The sequence below is a fragment of the uncultured Flavobacterium sp. genome (assembly GCF_963922255.1).
In the GTDB taxonomy this organism is placed as follows: Bacteria; Bacteroidota; Bacteroidia; order Flavobacteriales; family Flavobacteriaceae; genus Flavobacterium.
In genome coordinates, this window is the sequence record NZ_CAWUIC010000003.1 from 14,640 (window position 1) to 34,462 (window position 19,823).

Annotated in this window: 19 protein-coding genes and 4 tRNA genes; all 23 read right to left on the bottom strand. The window is 32.2% G+C overall.

What is annotated here, in order from left to right; translation table 11 throughout:
- Positions 1 to 55 precede the first annotated feature (55 nt).
- The 23 genes from rpoB to AABJ49_RS03910 all read right to left on the bottom strand — a co-directional run bounded on the left by rpoB (position 56) and on the right by AABJ49_RS03910 (position 19,759).
- Positions 56 to 3,868 (bottom strand): DNA-directed RNA polymerase subunit beta, encoded by a 3,813-nt coding sequence (rpoB, locus tag AABJ49_RS03800; RefSeq protein ID WP_338376193.1) that lies wholly within the window; start codon positions 3,866 to 3,868, stop codon positions 56 to 58.
- A gap of 248 nt (positions 3,869 to 4,116) precedes the next feature.
- Positions 4,117 to 4,488: a 50S ribosomal protein L7/L12 gene (rplL, locus tag AABJ49_RS03805; RefSeq protein ID WP_338376194.1), complete on the bottom strand. Its 372-nt coding sequence runs from the start codon at positions 4,486 to 4,488 to the stop codon at positions 4,117 to 4,119.
- 55 nt (positions 4,489 to 4,543) lie between these two features.
- Positions 4,544 to 5,038: a 50S ribosomal protein L10 gene (rplJ, locus tag AABJ49_RS03810; protein ID WP_338376195.1), complete on the bottom strand. Its 495-nt coding sequence runs from the start codon at positions 5,036 to 5,038 to the stop codon at positions 4,544 to 4,546.
- 22 nt (positions 5,039 to 5,060) lie between these two features.
- Entirely contained in the window at positions 5,061 to 5,750 is a 690-nt protein-coding gene (gene rplA / locus AABJ49_RS03815) for a 50S ribosomal protein L1 (RefSeq protein ID WP_338376197.1), read from the bottom strand.
- 19 nt (positions 5,751 to 5,769) lie between these two features.
- Positions 5,770 to 6,207, bottom strand: a complete 438-nt coding sequence (rplK, locus tag AABJ49_RS03820; RefSeq protein WP_026718438.1) for a 50S ribosomal protein L11 — start codon at positions 6,205 to 6,207, stop codon at positions 5,770 to 5,772.
- Positions 6,208 to 6,272: 65 nt separating this feature from the next.
- Positions 6,273 to 6,824: a transcription termination/antitermination protein NusG gene (nusG, locus tag AABJ49_RS03825; RefSeq protein ID WP_338376199.1), complete on the bottom strand. Its 552-nt coding sequence runs from the start codon at positions 6,822 to 6,824 to the stop codon at positions 6,273 to 6,275.
- Positions 6,825 to 6,833: 9 nt separating this feature from the next.
- Positions 6,834 to 7,031, bottom strand: a complete 198-nt coding sequence (gene secE, locus AABJ49_RS03830) for a preprotein translocase subunit SecE (RefSeq protein ID WP_338376200.1) — start codon at positions 7,029 to 7,031, stop codon at positions 6,834 to 6,836.
- A 15-nt stretch (positions 7,032 to 7,046) separates the two neighbouring features.
- Positions 7,047 to 7,120, bottom strand: a tRNA-Trp gene (locus tag AABJ49_RS03835).
- Positions 7,121 to 7,179: 59 nt separating this feature from the next.
- Entirely contained in the window at positions 7,180 to 8,367 is a 1,188-nt protein-coding gene (tuf, locus tag AABJ49_RS03840; protein WP_338376202.1) for an elongation factor Tu, read from the bottom strand.
- A gap of 59 nt (positions 8,368 to 8,426) precedes the next feature.
- A tRNA-Thr gene (locus tag AABJ49_RS03845) sits at positions 8,427 to 8,498 on the bottom strand.
- Between the two features lie 71 nt (positions 8,499 to 8,569).
- A tRNA-Tyr gene (locus tag AABJ49_RS03850) sits at positions 8,570 to 8,650 on the bottom strand.
- 68 nt (positions 8,651 to 8,718) lie between these two features.
- Positions 8,719 to 8,792, bottom strand: a tRNA-Thr gene (locus tag AABJ49_RS03855).
- Positions 8,793 to 8,884: 92 nt separating this feature from the next.
- Positions 8,885 to 9,187, bottom strand: coding sequence for a ribosome-associated translation inhibitor RaiA (raiA, locus tag AABJ49_RS03860; protein ID WP_338376204.1), 303 nt, complete (start codon positions 9,185 to 9,187; stop codon positions 8,885 to 8,887).
- A gap of 28 nt (positions 9,188 to 9,215) precedes the next feature.
- The gene (locus AABJ49_RS03865; RefSeq protein WP_338376205.1) at positions 9,216 to 10,109 is read right to left on the bottom strand and encodes a tyrosine-type recombinase/integrase; all 894 of its coding nucleotides are present in this window, start codon (positions 10,107 to 10,109) and stop codon (positions 9,216 to 9,218) included.
- Positions 10,110 to 10,176: 67 nt separating this feature from the next.
- Positions 10,177 to 10,371, bottom strand: a complete 195-nt coding sequence (gene rpsU / locus AABJ49_RS03870) for a 30S ribosomal protein S21 (protein ID WP_338376448.1) — start codon at positions 10,369 to 10,371, stop codon at positions 10,177 to 10,179.
- A gap of 157 nt (positions 10,372 to 10,528) precedes the next feature.
- Complete coding sequence (locus AABJ49_RS03875; RefSeq protein ID WP_338376207.1) at positions 10,529 to 11,698, bottom strand: acyl-CoA dehydrogenase family protein; 1,170 nt, start codon at positions 11,696 to 11,698, stop codon at positions 10,529 to 10,531.
- 24 nt (positions 11,699 to 11,722) lie between these two features.
- Positions 11,723 to 12,610: a helix-hairpin-helix domain-containing protein gene (locus tag AABJ49_RS03880; RefSeq protein WP_338376208.1), complete on the bottom strand. Its 888-nt coding sequence runs from the start codon at positions 12,608 to 12,610 to the stop codon at positions 11,723 to 11,725.
- 11 nt (positions 12,611 to 12,621) lie between these two features.
- A complete protein-coding gene (locus AABJ49_RS03885) occupies positions 12,622 to 12,780 on the bottom strand; it encodes a hypothetical protein (RefSeq protein WP_338376209.1) in 159 nt (52 codons plus the stop codon).
- A 2-nt stretch (positions 12,781 to 12,782) separates the two neighbouring features.
- Positions 12,783 to 14,597 carry a sodium-dependent transporter gene (locus AABJ49_RS03890; protein ID WP_338376210.1) on the bottom strand — a complete coding sequence of 605 codons (1,815 nt, stop codon included), beginning with the start codon at positions 14,595 to 14,597 and terminating at the stop codon, positions 12,783 to 12,785.
- A gap of 73 nt (positions 14,598 to 14,670) precedes the next feature.
- Positions 14,671 to 14,892 (bottom strand): PspC domain-containing protein, encoded by a 222-nt coding sequence (locus AABJ49_RS03895; protein WP_338376211.1) that lies wholly within the window; start codon positions 14,890 to 14,892, stop codon positions 14,671 to 14,673.
- A gap of 28 nt (positions 14,893 to 14,920) precedes the next feature.
- On the bottom strand, positions 14,921 to 16,195 hold the full coding sequence (locus AABJ49_RS03900) for a DUF2851 family protein (RefSeq protein ID WP_338376212.1): 1,275 nt from the start codon (positions 16,193 to 16,195) through the stop codon (positions 14,921 to 14,923).
- 106 nt (positions 16,196 to 16,301) lie between these two features.
- Positions 16,302 to 17,663, bottom strand: coding sequence for a pyridoxal-phosphate dependent enzyme (locus AABJ49_RS03905; protein WP_338376213.1), 1,362 nt, complete (start codon positions 17,661 to 17,663; stop codon positions 16,302 to 16,304).
- Positions 17,664 to 17,869: 206 nt separating this feature from the next.
- Complete coding sequence (locus AABJ49_RS03910) at positions 17,870 to 19,759, bottom strand: putative porin (RefSeq protein ID WP_338376215.1); 1,890 nt, start codon at positions 19,757 to 19,759, stop codon at positions 17,870 to 17,872.
- Positions 19,760 to 19,823: the final 64 nt, after the last annotated feature.

A 19,823-nucleotide genomic window follows, 5' to 3' on the forward strand; every position in this document is an offset into this window, starting at 1 on the left:
TGTACAGTATACAGTGTTCAGATAATTCTAAACACTGTTACTGCCAACTATTTTTTTATTCTTCTAATCTAATGTCTAATCCAAGTCCTTTTAATTCATGCATTAATACATTGAATGACTCAGGTAATCCTGGTTCTGGCATAACTTCTCCTTTTACGATAGATTCGTAAGTTTTAGCTCTACCTATAACATCATCAGATTTAACCGTCAAGATTTCTCTTAGTGTACTTGAGGCACCATATGCTTCAAGTGCCCAAACCTCCATCTCTCCAAAACGCTGACCTCCAAATTGTGCTTTACCACCAAGAGGTTGTTGCGTAATAAGCGAGTATGGTCCAATAGAACGAGCGTGCATTTTATCGTCAACCATATGTCCAAGTTTCAACATGTAGATAACTCCAACTGTTGCTGCTTGATGGAAACGCTCTCCAGTACCACCATCATAAAGATAAGTGTGACCGAATTGAGGAATTCCTGCTTCGTCTGTTAATTCATTGATTTGGTCTAAAGTTGCTCCATCAAAAATTGGTGTAGCAAATTTTCTGTTTAATTTTTGACCAGCCCATCCAAGAACTGTTTCATAAATTTGACCAATATTCATACGAGAAGGTACTCCAAGAGGATTCAATACAATATCAACTGGTGTTCCGTCTTCAAGGAATGGCATATCTTCATGACGAACGATACGAGCCACAATACCTTTGTTTCCGTGACGACCTGCCATCTTATCACCTACTTTAAGTTTACGTTTCTTAGCAATGTAAACTTTAGCTAATTTTAAGATACCTGCTGGTAATTCATCTCCAACAGTGATTGTAAATTTCTCTCTTCTTAACCAACCTTGTAAATCATTTAATTTGATTTTATAGTTGTGAATTAAGTCATTTACTAACGAATTGGTAGTATCGTCTGTAGTCCATTGACCTTTTGTTAAGTGAGCAAAATCATCAACAGCGTAAAGCATTTTTTGAGTGAATTTTTTACCTTTTGGCAATACTTCTTCACCTAAATCGTTCATTACACCTTGAGAGGTTTTACCATTAACAATATTAAATAATTTATCGATAAGTTTTTCTTTTAACTCGTTTGATTTTACATCAAATTCTGTTTCAAGTTTATCAATATCTTCTTTATCTTTTGTACGTTTACGTTTATCTTTAACTGCTTTTGCAAACAATTTTTTATCTAAAACTACACCATGCAATGAAGGTGAAGCTTTTAATGAAGCATCTTTAACATCACCCGCTTTATCACCAAAGATTGCTCTAAGTAATTTTTCTTCAGGTGTTGGATCTGATTCTCCTTTTGGTGTGATTTTACCAATAAGAATGTCACCAGGTTTAACCTCGGCTCCAATTCTAATCATACCATTTTCATCCAAATCTCTTGTAGCTTCTTCAGAAACGTTAGGGATATCATTAGTCAACTCTTCGTTCCCTAATTTAGTATCTCTAACTTCTAAAGTATAGTCATCAATGTGAATAGATGTAAATATATCATCACGAACTACTTTTTCAGAAATTACAATTGCATCCTCAAAGTTATATCCTTTCCATGGCATAAATGCTACTTTAAGGTTTCTTCCAAGTGCTAATTCTCCGTTTTGAGTAGCATATCCTTCACAAAGTACTTGACCTTTTACAACTCTGTCTCCTTTTCTTACGATAGGCTTTAAGTTAATTGACGTACTTTGATTGGTTTTTCTAAATTTAATTAGATTGTATGTTTTCTCATCCGAATCAAAACTTACAAGTCTTTCTTCTTCAGTTCTATCATATTTAATAGTAATAGAGTTTGCATCAACATATTCAACAACTCCATTACCTTCAGCATTAATAAGTACACGTGAATCCGAAGCTACTTGTCTTTCTAATCCAGTTCCAACAATTGGAGCTTCTGGACGTAATAAAGGCACTGCTTGACGCATCATGTTTGAACCCATCAACGCACGGTTAGCATCATCATGCTCCAAGAAAGGAATTAAAGAAGCTGAAATAGATGCAATTTGATTAGGTGCAACGTCTGCATAATGAATAGCAGTTGGCTCCACAACTGGAAAATCTCCTTCTTCACGAGCAATTACTCTATCGGCTAATATCTTCCCTTTATCATCTACATCAATATTCGCTTGAGAAATCATCATTCCTTCTTCTTCCTCAGCACTTAAATAAATAGGTTCATCAGTTAAATTAACAACTCCATTTTCTACCTTACGATAAGGCGTTTCAATGAATCCCATTCCGTTTACTTTAGCATAAACACCAAGCGACGAAATAAGTCCAATATTTGGCCCCTCAGGAGTTTCAATTGGACATAAACGACCGTAATGTGTATAGTGAACGTCACGAACCTCAAATCCTGCTCTTTCTCTAGATAAACCTCCAGGTCCAAGGGCAGATAATCTACGCTTGTGCGTAATCTCAGCTAATGGATTCGTTTGATCCATAAATTGAGATAACTGGTTAGTTCCAAAGAATGAATTAATTACAGATGATAATGTTTTAGCATTAATCAAATCTATAGGTGTAAATACTTCATTATCTCTAACATTCATTCGCTCACGAATTGTTCTTGCCATACGAGCAAGTCCAACACCAAACTGTGAAGATAATTGTTCACCAACTGTTCTTACACGTCTGTTTGATAAGTGATCGATATCATCAATCTCCGCTTTAGAGTTGATTAATTCGATTAAGTATTTTACAATCGTAATGATATCTTCTTTAGTTAAAACTTGTTTATCTGTAGCGATATCCAAACCTAACTTTTTGTTCATTCTATAACGACCAACTTCACCTAAGTTATATCTTTGATCAGAGAAGAACAATTTATCGATAATTCCACGTGCAGTTTCCTCATCAGGTGGTTCAGCATTACGTAATTGTCTATATATATGTTCTACAGCTTCTTTTTCAGAGTTTGTAGGATCTTTTTGTAACGTATTATGAATAATTGCATAATCCGCTTGATTGCTATCTTCTTTATGTAATAAAATTGTTTTTACATCAGCAGTGATAATTTCTTCAACATTATCTTTGTCCAAGATGGTATCACGATCTAATATAATTTCATTACGCTCGATAGAAACTACTTCACCAGTATCTTCATCTACGAAATCTTCATGCCATGTATTTAATACACGAGCAGCTAATCTTCTACCGATATATTTTTTGACACCCGTTTTAGACACTTTAATTTCTTCAGCTAGATCAAAAATCTCAAGGATATCTTTATCTCTTTCAAATCCGATTGCTCTGAATAAAGTGGTTACAGGTAATTTTTTCTTTCTATCAATGTATGCATACATTACGTTGTTAATATCTGTAGCAAATTCAATCCAAGAACCCTTGAAAGGAATAACTCTAGCAGAATACAACTTCGTTCCATTTGCATGAAAAGACTGTCCAAAGAAAACACCAGGAGATCTATGTAATTGAGAAACTACAACTCTTTCCGCTCCATTGATAACAAATGTACCGCTTGGCGTCATATAAGGTATTGTTCCTAAATAAACATCTTGAACAATAGTTTCAAAATCTTCGTGTTCAGGGTCAGTACAATATAATTTAAGTCTAGCTTTTAAAGGCACACTATAAGTTAAACCTCTATCAATACACTCTTCAATTGTATAACGTGGTGGATCTACAAAATAATCAAGAAATTCTAAAACAAAGTTGTTTCTCGTATCTGTAATTGGAAAGTTTTCCATGAAGGTGTTATATAACCCTTCGTTGCCTCTCTCATCTGATTTAGTTTCTAATTGAAAAAAATCTTGGAATGACTTCACTTGAATATCCAGAAAATCTGGATAGTCAGGAATATTCTTGGTAGAAGCAAAATTTAATCTTTCAGTCTGATTAGCAATCATCAATGAATAAATTTATGATTTAAAAAAAGTAATTTTTTTGTGTTAAAAACACGGTATATTGTATACTTCCTTATTGAAAATAATCAAAACATCTTTAAAAATAAACCAGGAAAGGTAGTTTCTTTTCTTTCTTCGTTTTTGATTATTTTTTTACATATAAAAAACAACAATTTCTTTATATGCAAAATGGTTTAGACCTTTGGGAGTGTTCCCAAGGTCTAAACCTAGCTTAATTGTCTATGTTTTAATTAAACAAGCTCAACAACAGCTCCAGCTTCTTCTAAAGATTTTTTAAGACCTTCAGCCTCATCTTTAGCTACACCTTCTTTGATGTTTGAAGGAGCTCCATCCACTAAATCCTTAGCTTCTTTAAGTCCTAAACCTGTTAATTCTTTTACTGCTTTTACTACAGCTAATTTAGAAGCACCAGCTTCTTTAAGTACTACAGTGAATTCTGATTTTTCTTCAGCACCACCATCAGCACCAGCACCACCTGAAACAACAACTGCAGCTGCAGCTGGTTCGATACCATACTCATCTTTTAATATTGTAGCTAATTCATTAACTTCTTTAACTGTTAAGTTAACTAATTGCTCTGCGAATTGTTTTAAATCTGCCATTTTTTCTATCGTTTAAAATGTTTTGTAAAAATATAATTTATTAATGTGCGCTTGTTTATTCAGCAGCTTCTTCTTTATCTTGATTTTGAAGAGCAGCAATAACTCTTTGAGCAGGAGATTGAAGTAATCCAATGATTTCACCAATAACTTCTGTTCTAGATTTAATAGCAGCTAATCCGTCAAGATTTTCATCACCGATATAAATATCTTCAGTGATATAAGCTCCTTTTAATAATGGTTTGTTACCTTTTTTACGGAAATCTTTAATGATCTTTGCTGGAGCATTAGCCACATCAGCAATCATAATAGATGTATTCCCTTTTAAAACTGTTGGTAAGTCACCAAAATTTATCTCAGAAGATTCCATTGCTTTTGCAAGTAATGTATTCTTCACAACTTCTAATTTAATTCCAGCTTTAAAACAAGCTCTTCTTAAATTAGACGTACTGTCTGCATCAAGTCCCGAAATATCTGCTAAGTAAATAACATTAACTCCCGCTAACTGTGCAGTTAAATTTTCAATCTCGATTGATTTTTCTTCTCTAGTCATACTAAAAGTTTTTAACTACCAATTATACTGCCTTAGGATCTAAAGCAATAGCAGGACTCATTGTACTTGTTAAGTAAATAGACTTAATATAAGTACCTTTTGCCGCAGTTGGTTTCATTTTGATTAATGTTTGTACTATTTCGTGTGCATTGTCATAGATCTTGTCAGCATCAAAAGATACTTTACCTATTCCAGCATGAACGATACCTGTTTTATCAACTTTAAAGTCGATTTTACCAGCTTTAACTTCTTCTACAGCTTTAGCTACATCCATAGTAACCGTACCTGTTTTTGGGTTAGGCATCAAACCTCTTGGTCCTAAAACACGACCTAATGGACCTAATTTACCCATTACAGCTGGCATAGTGATGATTACATCAATATCAGTCCAACCATTTTTTATCTTTTCTAAATAATCATCTAAACCTACGTGGTCAGCACCAGCTGCTTTAGCTTCTGCTTCTTTATCCGGAGTTACAAGAGCTAATACTCTTACATCTTTTCCAGTACCATGAGGTAAAGTAACTACTCCTCTTACCATTTGATTCGCTTTTCTAGGATCTACTCCTAAACGAACAGCGATATCTACAGACTCATCAAATTTTGCCGAAGAAACTTCTTTAATTAATGCTGCTGCATCTCTTAATGTATATAGTTTGTTCTTGTCAATTTTTGAAGCTGCCTCTTTTTGTTTTTTTGTCAATTTTGCCATTGTCTAATTCTTTATCGGATTAAAAAGGAGCTGTTCCTGAAACTGTTATACCCATAGATCTAGCTGTACCTGCAATCATACTCATAGCAGATTCGATTGTAAACGCATTTAAATCTTGCATTTTATCCTCAGCGATAGATTTAATTTGATCCCAAGTAACACTTGCTACTTTTTTACGGTTAGGTTCTCCTGAACCAGACTTTAATTTTGCTGCTTCTAATAATTGAACTGCAGCTGGTGGCGTTTTAATAACGAAGTCGAAAGACTTGTCTTTGTACACGGTAATTTGTACCGGACATATTTTGCCAGCTTTATCTTGTGTTCTAGCATTAAATTGCTTACAGAACTCCATGATATTAACACCAGCAGCTCCCAGAGCAGGTCCAACCGGTGGCGATGGGTTCGCTGCACCTCCCTTAACTTGTAGTTTAACTACTTTACTAATCTCTTTAGCCATTGTTTTAAAATTTTAACATCTTTCTTGGAAGCGATTGATGTTGTTTATTATGAATGTAACAAATATTATACTTTTTCAACTTGCATAAAACTCAATTCTAATGGTGTCTTTCTTCCGAAAATCTTAACCATAACCTCAAGTTTACGCTTTTCTTCATTTACTTTTTCAATAGTTCCATTAAAACCATTGAAAGGTCCGTCAATTACTTTTACTGTTTCTCCAGTTGTAAACGGTATTGAAACATTGTCTGTATTAACAGCCAATTCATCAACCTTACCTAACATTCTGTTAACTTCCGACTGACGCAACGGAACAGCATCGCCTCCTTTTGTTTCACCTAAAAAACCAATTACACTTGTAACTGATTTAATAATGTGAGGAATCTCTCCTGTAAGATTTGCTTCTATCATTATATAACCCGGAAAATAAACTTTCTCTTTACTGATTTTTTTTCCATCTTTTACTTGAACTACTTTTTCTGTAGGAACAAGAACTTGAGAAACATAGTCAGATAATCCAAGTCTACTAATTTCAGTCTCAATATAGTTTTTAACTTTATTTTCCTGACCACTTACAGCTCTTACTACATACCATTTCTTTATGTTATTATCTGACATAGGGATATATTATGATTTTAAAAAACTGTAAATATTTTTAACAACTACCTCAAACATACTGTCAATTCCAAATGTCAAAAGAGCAAATAGAATAGAAAATAAAGCAACTATAATAGTAAGCTTTTGCAATTCCGCCCAACTTGTCCAAGTTACATTGTTTTTTAACTCAGCGAATGCTTCAGTAATATAATTAACAACTTTTGTCATTTTGTTTTATTTTATTGGCACGGGCGGAGGGATTCGAACCCCCATCAACGGTTTTGGAGACCGCTATTCTACCCTTGAACTACGCCCGTTTGTTTATAAAGCCAGTCAACATAAAATCAACTGGCTTATAAAATTTATTTGTTTATACTTAGTCTAAGATTTCAGTAACCTGACCAGCACCTACAGTTCTACCACCTTCACGAACCGCAAAACGTAAACCAACAGACAATGCAATTGGGTTTAATAACTGAACTTCAATTGTTAAGTTATCCCCAGGCATAACCATTTCTACACCAGCTGGTAAAGTAATAGTTCCTGTTACGTCAGTTGTACGAACGTAGAATTGTGGACGGTAGTTATTGTGGAATGGAGTATGACGTCCACCTTCTTCTTTTTTCAAGATATAAACCTCTGCTTTGAAATGAGCGTGTGGCTTAACAGATCCTGGCTTAACAATTACCATTCCTCTTTTGATATCTTCTTTCGCAATACCTCTTAATAAGATACCTGCATTATCTCCAGCCTCACCTCTATCAAGGATTTGACGGAACATTTCAATACCAGTAATAGTAGAAGTTAACTTATCAGCACCCATACCAATGATCTCAACAGCATCACCTGTATTAGCAATACCAGTTTCGATACGACCTGTAGCAACAGTTCCACGACCTGTAATTGTAAATACATCTTCAACCGGCATTAAGAATGGCTTTTCAACATCACGTGGTGGCATTTCAATCCAGTTATCAACAGCTTCCATCAACTCTAAGATAGTAGCTACCCATTTAGGATCTCCATTTAATCCACCTAATGCAGAACCTTGAATTACAGGCCCATTATCACCATCATACTGATAGAATGATAATAAATCTCTAATTTCCATTTCTACTAATTCTAATAATTCAGCATCGTCAACCATATCAACTTTGTTCATGAAAACAACGATACGAGGAATACCTACCTGACGTCCTAAAAGGATGTGCTCTCTAGTTTGTGGCATTGGACCATCCGTAGCAGCAACTACTAAGATAGCTCCGTCCATTTGAGCCGCTCCAGTAACCATGTTCTTTACGTAATCCGCGTGACCTGGACAGTCAACGTGAGCGTAGTGACGATTAGCTGTAGCATATTCAACGTGAGATGTATTAATAGTAATACCTCTTTCTTTTTCTTCTGGTGCGTTATCAATTTGATCAAACGATTTTGCTTCAGAGAATCCAGCATCAGACAATACTTTTGTAATTGCAGCTGTTAATGTAGTTTTACCGTGATCTACGTGTCCAATTGTACCAATGTTTAAGTGTGGTTTGGAACGATCAAAATTTCCTTTTGCCATGATTTAATAATTTAATCTTAGTTATTTATTTATAGTGTTCAAATTTATTCAACTGTTTGAGCCAATGTCGGGAATTGAACCCGAGACCTCTTCCTTACCAAGGAAGCACTCTACCCCTGAGCTACACCGGCTTTTGTGAGTTCAGAAGTTAAAATTAAAACGTAGAAAATTCTAGATTCTAAATTCTAAATTCTTAATGTTGTGGGGAGAGCAGGATTCGAACCTGCGAAGGTTTCCCAACGGATTTACAGTCCGTCCTCGTTGGCCGCTTGAGTATCTCCCCGACTTTTAAATATTTCAATAAACCTTAAAATGATTTTAAAAAAACCAAATTATTACCCTAAAACATAGAGCCAGTGGAGGGACTCGAACCCACGACCTGCTGATTACAAATCAGCTGCTCTAGCCAGCTGAGCTACACCGGCTTATTCAATAAAAAAAGTCCGCTATTTCTAACGGACTGCAAATGTATGGAATTATTTGTTTAATCAAAATAATTTTTGCAAATATTTTTAATTTATGCGTGAGCTCTTAATTTTTCCTTCCTTTTCACTAATACTCTTTCTAATGAACTTGTGCAAGAATCAACTGCTTCTTCAAAAGTTTTAGCCACTTTCTTAACCATTAAATCATCACCTGGCACGTTAATTTTTATCTCTACAATTTTATTTTCCTTATCACTTGTATTTTCTACTTTTAAAAAAACGTCAGAAGAAACAATTTTATCATAAAATTTTTCTAATTTATCTAATCTTTCCTGTGTGAAGTCGACAAGTTTTCTGTCAACATTAAAATTTACCGCTTGAACATTTACTTTCATAATTCAAAATTTTTAAGGTTTTACAATATTATTTGTTCCTAGGATGCGCATCTTTATAAACTTTTTGTAATTCAGACAAACTACTATGTGTGTAGATTTGTGTTGAAGACAAACTAGCATGACCCAATAATTCTTTAACCGAATTAAGATCAGCACCATTGTTTAATAAATGAGTTGCGAATGTGTGTCTAAGAACGTGGGGGCTTTTTTTTACCTTTTCAGATATAGTACTAAAGTAGTTATTAATCAATCGATACACAAATGTTTCAGAAAGTATTTTGCCTTTTTTAGACAAAATTAACACATCAGGATTTTGAATATTTCCCAACGCTGCTCTTTCCATATTATATCTATTTATTAAATCAATAGTACAATCTAATAAAGGTATAATTCTCTCTTTATTTCTTTTCCCTAAAACCTTCAACGTTTTATTATATTTATCTAGGTGATTAACTTTTAAATTAATTAGTTCTGCACGACGAATTCCTGTAGCATAGAATAATTCGATTATTAATTTATTTCTAATCGATTCAAAATCATTTTCGATAAATCCCATCTCTAAAACACTGTTTAATTCTTTTTCTGAAAAAGGTATTTGAACTTTTTTAGGAACTTTTAATGACTTATGTTTTGAAAGTGGATTAAATTCTATTTGCTTAATCTTTAGCAAAAATTTATAGAAAGATTTTAAGGAGGAAATTTTTCTGTTTATAGATTTGTTTGCAATTCCGTTTTCAACTAAAATTACAATCCAACTTCTTACTTGTGAATAACTAATTTCTTCTAAAGTATGCTTGTCATGATTGTCTAATAAGTAAGTTTGAAATGATTTTATATCATCTAAATAAGCACGCAAAGTTAAAGAAGAATAGTTTTTCTCTTTTTGAAGATAATCGTAATATGCTTGTAAATTAGTTGACATAAAAAAACCGTTAGTTACAAAGTTACACTTTATAAACTAACGGTTATTATCTAGACATTAAAAAATATTAATTTTCTAACGCGTCTTTCATGTGTTGGATGTAAGCAGCTTTTTGGATTTTAGCTCTGTTTACAACAGATGGCTTATTAAATTGCTGACGAGCTCTTAATTGACGAACTGTTCCAGTTTTATCAAATTTTCTCTTGTAGCGCTTTAAAGCTCTATCTATATTCTCTCCGTCTTTAATTGGTATAATTAACATAATATTGACACCTCCTCTCATTAAGGGTGCAAATATAATTATTAATTTTGGATTATGAATTATGAATTATGGATTATTTTTAATTTATATTTTTTACCACAGATTTCACGGATTATCACTGATCTTTAAATTTAATTTTATGGTTGAATTGAAAAACTTACTTTACTGCAGGTTTGTAATCTTTGTTGTCGATTATCATTTTTGACAGGATTTCTTTTAGGATTTCTGATGTTCCTCCACCGATTGGTCCTAAACGGCTATCTCTTGACATTCTTGCCAATGGATATTCTTCCATATAACCGTAACCACCTAGCATTTGTAGACAACTGTAGATTGTTTCGTCGGCAACTTTGGTTGATTTTAGTTTTGCCATTGTTGCTTCTTTTACAACATATTCTTTTTTATCTAATCGCGCGACAGCTGCGTAATTGAATAGTTTACAATGTTCAACATCTGTTGCGTGTTCTACGATTCTATGACGTAATGCTTGGAATTGATTGATTGTTTTTCCGAAAGCTTCACGTTGTGACATGTAGTCAATGGTGTACTCTAATGCGAATTCTGATCTTGCGTGTGCATTTACAGCCATGATTAATCTTTCGAAAGCAAAATGCTGCATTATGTAGGGAAATCCTTTTCCTTCATCACCCATTAGGTTTTCTAAAGGAATTTCTACATTATCAAAAGCAATTTCTGCAGTGTCTGAAGCTCTCCAGCCTAATTTATCTAATTTTGTTGCCGAAACTCCGGTTGTCTTAGTGTCTACTAAAAACATACTTATTCCTTTGTTTCCTAATTCTGGATTTGTTTTGGCAGCTACTACATAATAATCTGCGTAAACTCCGTTTGTTATAAAGGTTTTCGATCCGTTTAACATGTATTTATCTCCTTTTTTGACAGCAGTTGTTCGCATTCCAGCCACATCACTTCCTCCAAAAGGTTCGGTTACACATAATGCTCCGATTTTATCACCAGCTATACTTGCTGCTAAATAATCTTGTTTGATTCTTTCGTCACCTTCTGCATTTAAATGCGTCATTGCTAAATATGCGTGAGCCCACATTGCTGCAGCAAAACCTCCAGAATTAATTCTTTGAAGTTCTTCTAAAAAGATAACAGTGTAAAATAAATCCAAATTCATGCCACCATAAGCTTCAGGGTAATTTATTCCGAAAAAGCCCATTTCACCAAATTTCTTCCAAATAAAACGTTCTATCGTTCCTGTTTTTTCCCATTTTTCAATGTGCGGAACGACTTCTTTTTGTAAAAAATCGCGGAAACTTTGCCTAAATAATTGATGTTCTTCTGTAAAGTATATTGAATCCATATCTGTATATTTCTAAGATAATTTTTAGAATTCCAAATATAAGGCTATTATTTTTATTTTTTCGTTAGGCATTCCCTTAATTTTTGTTAAATCCTCAATATTCTTAATTTCATCATGAGCACTTCTATAGATAACGATTTGTCTCGCAAGATTATAATCAAAATAAGGAAATTTGGATAGTTCTTTTATAGAAAGGTTATTTATGTCAATTTTATTTATAGAAGGATTTTGTCCGACGAAGAATCTTTTTTTAATATCTTCATAAGCTTCTGGTGAAACTCCCCAAACATATTGTAATTGTTCAATGGATGCAAAAGCTCCGAATTTTTGTTTTTCTTGAAGAATGATTTCAGAAATTTTTTCACCAATTCCGTAAACTTCCATAATTTCTTCTTTTGAGGCTAGATTAATATCTTTTACAACAATAGCTTTTTTTTCTGGAAACTTTTTGAAGTTGGAATTGGAATAGTCTTTATACTTTGAATTACTTTTATTTGTGACCCAATCTGGAAACTTGAAATAAGGTGAAATTTTGTTTAGTAATTCATTTGACACTTTAGTGACTTCTTGAAACTCTTTCGCAGAATTCACATATTTATCTTGTTCTCTAAATTTATGCAATCTGTCAATTTCTTCAACAGACATTCCCAAGACTGAACCTTTATAATCAGTTATAAAATTTGGGTTAAAAGGTTTTATTTCATATTTCTTGTTGTTACTGATTTGTTTTAGACTATCAATTTCGTTTTGCATAGCTAACCATTGAATTTCTTTTTCAGATGGCTTTGATGCTTTTGGAGAAAAATCATAAAAATACCAAGCAACTTGAAATGCAATTATGATTAATAACAACAAAAAAATCCCACTCCTGTGTTCTCTTGAAAACATGAAGTAGGATTTTATATTTTTCATTTGACCTAAATTTAGTCTTTAGGTTGTCTAACTAATTCGTCGTCATTTTCAGAAAACGAATCTGGTTCTTGTTTAGGTGGAATAGTTAAAACTTTATAGAAAAAGTAAGCAGCGAATGATACTACTATTCCTTGTGCACAAACCATTGTTATTATTGCTGTTGTGTTCATAATTATTCTCTCCCTTCTTTAATACGTTTTTTATAAGCTAAATATACTACAAATGAAATAAACAAGAACAATGACAATAAAAGCATTCTTCCTAAAAATTTATGAAATGTATCATTTGTAAAATCTCCTGTTGCAATTTTATCATTAGGCGAAATTTGATCGCCAACTTTCACAGTTGTTATTTGGTTTTTAGAGGCATTAAATTTGTATTCTTTAAAATCTTGAAAATTAACAACTTTTACCTTCTCAGTTCCTTTGTCAAAAACTTTCTTTTCGTTTTCAAAAGAAAGCTTAATGTAATTTGGACTAACCTCTACAACTTCACCTTTTTTAGTTCCAGTAGCATCAAAATTCTCTGCATAGTAGGTATCCGTAAACCACTCTTTATTATTTGTATCAGCGTCTCTAACTTTATCAACCCAATCCGGAACACTCGTTACCAAAACGGTACCTAATAACATTGGTGTTACTATTAAAATAATGTATTTATAAATTCCCGGTATTTTTATATCTGCTCCATTATTAATTTCTGTCCAACCTTTTTTGATTCCAAAAATATAAGAAAATAAGACTGTCTCAAGAAAAGCAAAAACTACTAAACTTACTGTTCCTGCCCAATAATCATATTGATCAAATAAACCTTGTTTGTAAAATATTACAGTTGGCAATCCCATTAATAAAGCTAAAGCTCCAAATGACCAAGCCCCTTTATTTTTACTCCAATTAAATTCGTCTTGCATGAATCCCATCCATGGGGTTCCCATTGCTAAAGAAGAAGTAATTCCAGCAAAGAATAATAATCCAAACCAGAAAACTCCAGCAAAAATTGAAAGAACATCACCCCATTGTTGGAACAAATAAGGCATTGTTTGGAAAGCCATTCCGAAACCAGCATTTTGAAGTACCCAATCCAATCCTAAATAACCTGCCGCGATTGGAATTACAATTAAACTTCCTAATACTACTTCTACAAATTCATTCATAAAACCAGCTGAAACTGCATTAAGAGCGATATCATCTCTTTCTTTCAAGTAAGAAGCGTAACATTGAATTGTCCCCATTCCTACTGATAAGGTAAAGAATATTTGTCCTGCTGCTGCTAACCATACTTTTGGATTTGACAAGGAATCAAATTGTGGTGTCCATAAGAAATTTAAACCATCCCATGCATTGGCATCTGGAAAGATATCTGAAGCTCCTGTAGTTCCTAAAGTTAAGCCACGAACTGCTAAAACAACTCCAAACATGATTAATAATGGCATTCCTATTTTTGCTACTTTCTCAATTCCACCTAAACCTTTAGAAAGTATATAAGTGTTCAATAATAAACATACTATATAAAATATAACAGCTTCATAAGGAATTCCAGTTGTTGACTGAGCTACATCTACATAAGAGTTAAAGAAACCAGCTACATCTGCCTGACTCATTCCATTAAAAGTACCAATCAATGTATGATACACATAAGACATGGTCCAAGACTCAATGTAACAATAATAAGCGGCTACGGCTATGTTTGTAAATATCCCAAAAACACCTATGTATTTCCAAATTCTACCTTTTGCCATCGTATTAAGAATGTATGGTGTACTATGGTTTCCTCTAATTCCACCATATCTTCCTGTTGACCATTCTATAAAAAGTAACGGAATTCCCATTACTAGGAAACAAACTAAATAAGGAATTATAAAGGCTCCACCTCCATTTTGAACTGCTTGAACAGGAAATCTTAAGAAATTTCCAAGTCCAACTGCATTTCCAGCCATCGCTAATATAAGGCCGACACGCGAGCCCCAAGAATCTGCTTTTGTAGACATAAAATATTTTTGGTTAGTTATTAGTTGTTCAAAGATAATAAAACCAATGAAAAAACAAAGAGTTTATTGTTTTTTACAAGTCAAACACGGAAGATCGTTTGGTGTAAATCATATCTTTCAATTTTAACCAAAAAGCTAAAGTAAGGTACACACCAAACCATAAACCAGCTGTTATAAAAGATATATATATAAAAAACAAACGTACATTTGTTGCTTTCATCCCTAACCTATCGGCTAATCTTGAGGCAACGAAAAAACCGTTTTTTTCGAAAAAGTGTAATATATTTCTAATCATTTTGTATTTTCTCATATCAAAGATAAAATTATTTCTTTAATAATGTTAATCCGATGGCACATTGAAGGCATTTTTTTTGATAACAATATCCATTTTTTAATTGCAACAAAGATTGTGTTTCAAATGCGTTTTTAGATTTTATTTTAAATGAAGCAAACTTATCTATTATAACATTTTTTTCTGGTTGTAAGGTTTGAATTAATGCTATTAAATCTTCAATATTTTCTTTTCCGTTTGCTTTAGCGTAGAGAAATTTTAATGGAATTATTGTGTTTATGATGATTAAATCTATAAATGGCTTGCTTATTTTTTTTGATTTCTTTTTACTTTGTGAATCGAAATTATAATGACTTTCCCAATAAGTTGAAGTTGCGTTATTGAAAATTGCATAGATTTCCTCTTTTGTATCAGCTAAAATCAATTCAATAAACAAAGTTTGCTTTGTGTGATATAACATTGCCAGTTGTGCTAAACGAATAGTTGGAAAATTATCTGGTCGTAATTTAAAAAATTGAATTGGAGTTATATGAGAATCTTCTAATTGATATTTATGGGATAAAAATTTCCAACGTTTTTGTAAATCGATTAAATATGTATCTTGTTTGTCGTTATCTAGCATTTCTCCTTTTCCAAAAAATAAGGCTTCAAGATTTTCCACTTCAAACGATTCTTTTTTTATAATTGAAAACGGAATTGACTTCGCTAAATCAAAAAAGGATTGACCATTTACATTTAATCCAAAATTTTTGGCCAACATGCAAAACAGCGTTGCTTCCCAATCTGAATGATTTTCTTTTACTAATTTTTTAAAAGGAACTGCTTTATTTTCTAATCGTTCGAAAAACAACCTTTCTTGCCAATTGGCTAAAACTATTTCATTGACATTAGCGATTTCATTTTCGCAAAATATCCAAGATTTTAAAGTTGTTAAATCGTAATATTTTTCGATTTCGAATTTTGAAATATAATTTTTGAGCTCTAAAACAGGAATTTCAGAATTATCTTTTCGATAAATTTCTGTGTCGTGTTCCCAAACAACGTGAAGAATTACAGAGTCATAATTTGCATCATTTTCGTGACTGTGCAAATACCAGTCGGAAGATTTTACGTGAATTTCTACATTTCCAGCCCATTTTTGATTGTCAATTATTAGTTGAGCGTTAAAAAAGTCTGGCCCAGTTTGTTGTAAATAGTTTCCGAAATGGATTATTTCTATTTTTTCTCCTTTTGTAGTTTGGAGATGGGTTACATCTATTCTTTTATGCAACCAAATGTAGTGCAAGAAGTCTTCTTTTATTTTCATGGCTTGTAATAATGTATTGGCTTGTAACTAAATACAAATATATACAAAAAACAAAAACCTACAAGTCAATGACTTATAGGTTTTAAAAAAATATTTTTTTATAAAACTATTTTATGGAGCTAATAATATCGTGTTTAGTAATAATGTGATGTTTTCCATCTCCTAAATTTACGATTACAGCTTGATTATCTTTGTTGATTAATTTAGAAATTTCTTCAATTGGTGTGTTTCTTTCAACAATCGGATAAGGTTTCCCCATTACATCTTTGATAGGTTTGTCTGCGATGTCTTTATTTTCAATATAACTTCTGAATAAATCAGATTCGTCTACACTTCCTACAAAACCTGTTGTATCAATAACTGGAATTTGAGAAATGTTGTATTTTTTTAACCTTTCAATGGCGTGAGAAACTAATTCTTCTGTTCTAACAACAACTAAAGGTTTATTGATATGTTCTTTGATTACATCTTCAGCTTTTGTGATTTCTTCATCTAAGAAACCTCTTTCTCTCATCCAATCGTCGTTGAACATTTTACCAACATATCTACTTCCAGAATCGTGAAATAAAACGACAACTACATCTTCTGGTTTGAATTCTGATTTTAATTGAATTAAACCTTTGATTGCTGCACCAGCTGAATTTCCAACAAAGATTCCTTCTTCTAAAGCAATTTTTCTAGTATATACTGCTGCGTCTTTATCGGTTACTTTTGTAAAACCATCAATTAAAGAAAAATCTACGTTTTTTGGAAGAATATCTTCTCCAATTCCTTCTGTTATATAGGAATAGATTTCGTTTTCATCAAAAATTCCGGTTTCATGGTATTTTTTGAATACAGAACCGTAGGTATCAATTCCCCAAATTTTGATGTTTGGATTTTTTTCTTTTAAGTATTTTGCTACACCTGAAATAGTTCCACCAGTACCTACTCCAACAACAAAGTGTGTTATTTTACCTTCTGTTTGCTCCCAAATTTCCGGACCAGTTTGCTCGTAATGAGCAATAGCGTTACTTGGATTATCGTACTGATTTACATACCAAGAGTTTGGTGTTTCAGTTGCTAATCTTTTACTAACAGAATAATAAGATCTTGGATCAGTTGGATCAACATCTGTAGGACAAACTACAACCTTTGCTCCAACAGCACGAAGAATATCCATTTTTTCTTTAGACTGTTTGTCTGAAATTACACAAATCAACTTATAACCATGAACAATAGCTGCAAGTGCCAAACCCATTCCTGTGTTTCCTGAAGTTCCTTCTATGATTGTTCCTCCTGGCTTTAACCTGCCATCAGCTACTGCATCTTCAATCATTTTTACGGCCATTCTATCTTTTACAGAATTTCCTGGATTGAATGTTTCCACCTTTGCCAAAACTAAAGCATCTACTTCATCGGTGACTTTGTTTAATTTAACTAAAGGTGTATTTCCAATAGTTTCAAGTATGTTTTTTGCGTAATTCATATTGAATTTGACTTATTTTTTAATTATCGACTGCAAAGATATAGGTTTGACATAGGATTGCAAAATAAGTTGTTGTTTAGTTTTAAGACGTACAAAGAACCATTATAGAATAGTAATAGTCAATGGTGCTCTAACCCTGATTGCAGTGCTAACGGAAAGCAGGAATTACATATAATGACAAGCCTAGAGTGCTGTTTCAAATAAATCTATTGAAAGAAGTTCCAAACTAGTCCAAATCTTACAATAAAATCGCGATAAGGGTAATTGGGTGCTGAATAGAAATTATAGCCCGTAAAAGACGAATTAAAGTGTTCTGCTTTCAAGAAAATACGTGTTTGACGAACTTTTGCATTTATAAAGAAATCAATCATTGGAAAACCTCCTATTTTTGTTTGATTTTGCACATAAAATTCGCCTAACAATGGATTGTAATCGTTAGCATAATAGTCCGTAAAATAATTAAATATGATACCCGTTTGAATTTGCATGGCTTTTTTAAAAACTTTGTCTGTAAAATAAAGCGTATTTCTTGTTACAATTTGAGGAACATTTACAATATCACTGGATTGACCTACACTTTGGAATAAAACGGTATTATCTAAGGCAAACTTCCAAAATTTAATTTCTTTTTTTGCTTGAAATGATAAATAATTTATAGTATTTTCAAACTGTTTAGGTTTAACTTTTAAAGAAGTTATGTCGTTATTTTCATTTTCAAAATACAAATGATCGTTTAAGATTTTATAATTAAACGATAGGTCTAACCATTTTGTATTCGCTTCAATTTTAAATTGGTTTAATTTTTCATTTTTAAAATTATTAGACCAATTGTAATCCACATAATTACTTTGATATAAAGTATAATTTAAAGCAGGAAGGCTATTTAGTTTTTGATACTCAAAAGTAAAATTATAATCATCATTTAATTTATAAGTAGCTTTCGCTTCAATATTTGAAATTGACTGATCTGTAATTGCATTTGAAATCAAAAGTTTTGCTACTAAATTTTTAGCAAAATAAGTATAAGTTCCTCCTACATTATTGATTCTATCATTAATTGCATTTGGCACAGCTATATTACCAAGATTGTCATAAACTACACTATTGTAATAATAATTGTATTTATTATCATCTACAAAAAACTCTACATTTCCAAAATCTTGTGTTTTGTAGGCAACTCCAATTTTATTATACAAATGATTGTATCTTGTTTTATTGTAAATAGAATTAGAAAAAGAATTTCCAAATCTAGCATTTTCTGTAGTTTGAGTATATTCAAAAAACTTATATTCATGATTAAATTGGTGTGTAAAAACCAAACTATTAGGATTGTCTTTAGAAAGCTTAAACGAATGGTCAATAAAAAATCTATTCCCTTTTAAAAGTGTTTCTGCGTCATTAAAATATACTTCTAATTGTGCTCTTTCATCATAAGGTTCTTCACTGTTTTCAAAATCAGTAGTAGTAGTTATTCCACCGTTTTCTTGATTTAAAAGATCTTGACCTGTGAAATGTGCATTTAAAATATATCTTTTATCTGGTGTAAAATAACTTGATGTAAACCTAAAATTACCAGAACTTGATAATGAATTTATGTATTTACCTAATGATCTAATCCCTTTATAGGCAATTGAAAAGTTTAAATTTGGTTTTGTATTGACCGTCAAAAAAGCATCTAAAGATTGTCCTTGTTCCATTACGGTTTTAAAATACAAATCTGATAAAGGTGTAGGAACAGAATAATATTTTATATCATCGACTTCTAAATAATTAAAATGCTTTGCCCTAAATCCAAAATTCGGGAAAGTTGAATTAGTGTTTAAACCAAAATCTAAAGTGTTGTAAGTTTGTCCTTCGTTAGCAAAAGATAATAATCCAAAATTATCTTTACGAAGCATATTAAATTTATACTCTTTTTGAATGGTTAAAGTTGTATCTAAAAAAACTGTGTCTTTTTCTAGGGTATATATTTTGTATAAATCTATAGAGGGTTTCTCATTTTTTAATTTTTTTAATGACAAACCATCACCTTTTTTAATCTGTGAAAAAAGATTAAATGAAGAAACAAACAAAAACAAAAGCACTATTTTTTTCATCAAACAAATTAAATATCAAAATCCATATAATACATTACATAAATAAGAAGGACTACATAACTGC